This window comes from Streptomyces sp. KLMMK, from assembly GCF_036961605.1.
Classification (GTDB): domain Bacteria; phylum Actinomycetota; class Actinomycetes; order Streptomycetales; family Streptomycetaceae; genus Streptomyces; species Streptomyces telluris.
On record NZ_JBAMDC010000635.1, the window covers coordinates 1 to 2298 of the forward strand.

Consider the following 2298-nt stretch of genomic DNA (forward strand, 5'->3'; position numbering starts at 1 on the left):
CCCGTGCCGGGCCGCCACCGCGAGGAACGCCGCCCGGTCCCAGGAACTCACGATCTTCCGCATGGCCCACGTGTACCCCGCCGGCGGGGTCCGACGCCGCCGGACCCCGCCCGCCCGGACGCACCCCTGATCCACCGGGCGGGCGCACCCCCGGACCCGCCGGGCGGGCGCCCGGGCCGCCGCGCCCCGACAATGGGCCCATGACCGATGCGACGCTGCTGAGCCGGCACCGGGAGGCGCTCGCGCTGTTCACCGAGCGCGTGCACGCCGTCCGCCCCGGCCAGTGGGACGAACCGACGCCCTGCACCGAGTGGTCCGTGCGCGACCTCGTCAACCATCTGGCCGTGGAGCAGCTGTGGGTGCCGCCGTTGCTGGAGGGCCGGTCCATCGACGACGTGGGCGACGCTCTGGACGGCGATCAGCTGGGGGACGACCCGGTGGCCGTCTGGGACGCGGCCGAGGCCGCCGCGCGCGAGGCGTTCGCCGCGCCCGGGGCCCTGGAGCGGACGGTGGAGCTGTCCTCCGGGCCGTCCGACACCCGCGGGTACTGCTCGCAGATGACGGCGGACGCGGTCGTGCACGCGTGGGACCTCGCCCGGGCGATCGGCGCGGACGAGCGGCTGCCCGGGCCGCTGGTGGAGCTCACGCGGCGCGAAGTGGAGCCGTACATCGACAGCCTGGCGAGCACGGGCCTGTTCGCCGAGCCGGTGGAGCCGCCGGCCGGTGCCGACGCGCAGACCGTGCTGCTCGCGCAGCTCGGGCGCCGGGTCTGAGGACTTCCCCTCTCCCGGGCCGCCGGCGGCGCTCGGGACCCGGACGGCCGACCGGCAGGCGGCCGGGTAATCGGCACCGCGCTGGGCAGGATGCCGCCATGGCCTCCCCACTCACGCTCCTCACGCCCCGCCTGACCCTGCGCCGCTGGCGCGCGGACGACATCGAGCCGATGGCCGCCGTCAACGCCGACCCCGAAGTGATGCGCTGGACGGGCGACGGCTCGGTGCACGACCGGGAACGGACCGCGGCCGCCGTCACGGCCTGGGAACAGGGGTGGGACGAGCACGGCGTGGGCCTCTTCGCCGTCGAAGTGCGCCGCTCGCGCCGGCTGGCCGGCTTCGCGGGCCTGTCCGTGCCCGCCGAACTGCCCGAGCTGCGCCCGGCCGTGGAGATCGGCTGGCGGCTCGGCCGCCCGTTCTGGGACGACGGCCTGGCGACCGAGGCCGCGCGCGCCGTCCTGGACTTCGCGTTCCGCGACCGCGGGCTCGCCCGGGTCGTCGGTGTGCACCGCACCGGCCACGAGGCCCCCGCGGCGGTCATGCGCAAGCTGGGGATGCGGCACGAGCGGGAGACGACGCACCCGCAGTACGGCGTGCCGGTCTGCGTCCACGTCATCGAGGCGCGGCCGTAGGACCTCCGTGCGCGCCCCCGGCCGGGTCGCTGCCGGGCAGGGTCAGGGGCAGGGCGCTCCGGGAGGAGGGTGCCGGGCCCGGCCACCCGGGAGGGGTGCGGGACCCGCGAAGGACGCGGGACCCGCCGACGGGCAGGTCCCAGAGGTCCTCGCGCGGGCGGCCCGTCGCCTCCCAGGCGGCGCGGACGCGGCGCAGGGGTTCCAGCGGCGGCTCGGCCGAGAGGATGAAGGTCGACCAGTGCATGGGGGCCATGGCCCGGGCGCCCAGGTCCTGGCAGGCGGCGACGGCCTCCTCCGGGTCGGTGTGGACCGTGCCCAGCATCCAGCGCGGGTCGTAGGCGCCGATCGGCAGCAGGGCGAGGTCGATGCCGTCGTAGCGGCGGCCGATGCGCTCGAACCAGTGGCCGTAGCCGGTGTCGCCCGCGAAGTAGACGCGCTGCCCGCCGGGGGCGGTCATCACCCAGCCGCCCCACAGCGAGCGGCAGGTGTCGGTCAGGGTGCGCTTGCTCCAGTGGTGGGCCGGGACGAAGTCGAAGCGGACGGGGCCGGCCGGGCCGGGCAGTTCGACGGCCTCCCACCAGTCGAGCTCGGTGACGTGCGTGAAGCGGCGCCGCCGGGCCCAGCGGGCCAGCCCGGCCGGCAGGAGCAGCGGGGTGTGGCGGGGCAGCCGTTTGAGGGTGGGCGCGTCGAGGTGGTCGTAGTGGTTGTGGCTGATGACGACCGCGTCGACCGGCGGCAGGTCCTCCCAGCGGACCCCGACCGGCGTGAGCCGGGGCGGCGTGCCGAGGATCCGGCGCGACCAGACGGGGTCGGTGAGCACCGTCAGACCGCCGGTGCGTACGACCCAGCTGGCGTGCCCGGCCCAGGTGACCGCGGTCGTGGCGGCGTCGGTG

The 2298-nt window shown here is 76.9% G+C and carries 3 protein-coding genes; 2 read left to right on the forward strand and 1 reads right to left on the reverse strand.

Annotated features, from left to right (window positions below; genetic code table 11):
• Positions 1-200 precede the first annotated feature (200 nt).
• Entirely contained in the window at positions 201-773 is a 573-nt protein-coding gene (locus tag V7793_RS36550; RefSeq protein ID WP_336013982.1) for a TIGR03086 family metal-binding protein, read from the forward strand.
• 98 nt (positions 774-871) lie between these two features.
• Positions 872-1405, forward strand: coding sequence for a GNAT family N-acetyltransferase (locus V7793_RS36555; protein WP_336013983.1), 534 nt, complete (start codon positions 872-874; stop codon positions 1403-1405).
• Here the strand turns inward: V7793_RS36555 and V7793_RS36560 are convergent.
• On the reverse strand, positions 1386-2298 hold a 913-nt coding region (locus V7793_RS36560; protein ID WP_336013984.1), incomplete at its 5' end, for an MBL fold metallo-hydrolase. The genes V7793_RS36555 and V7793_RS36560 overlap by 20 nt on opposite strands.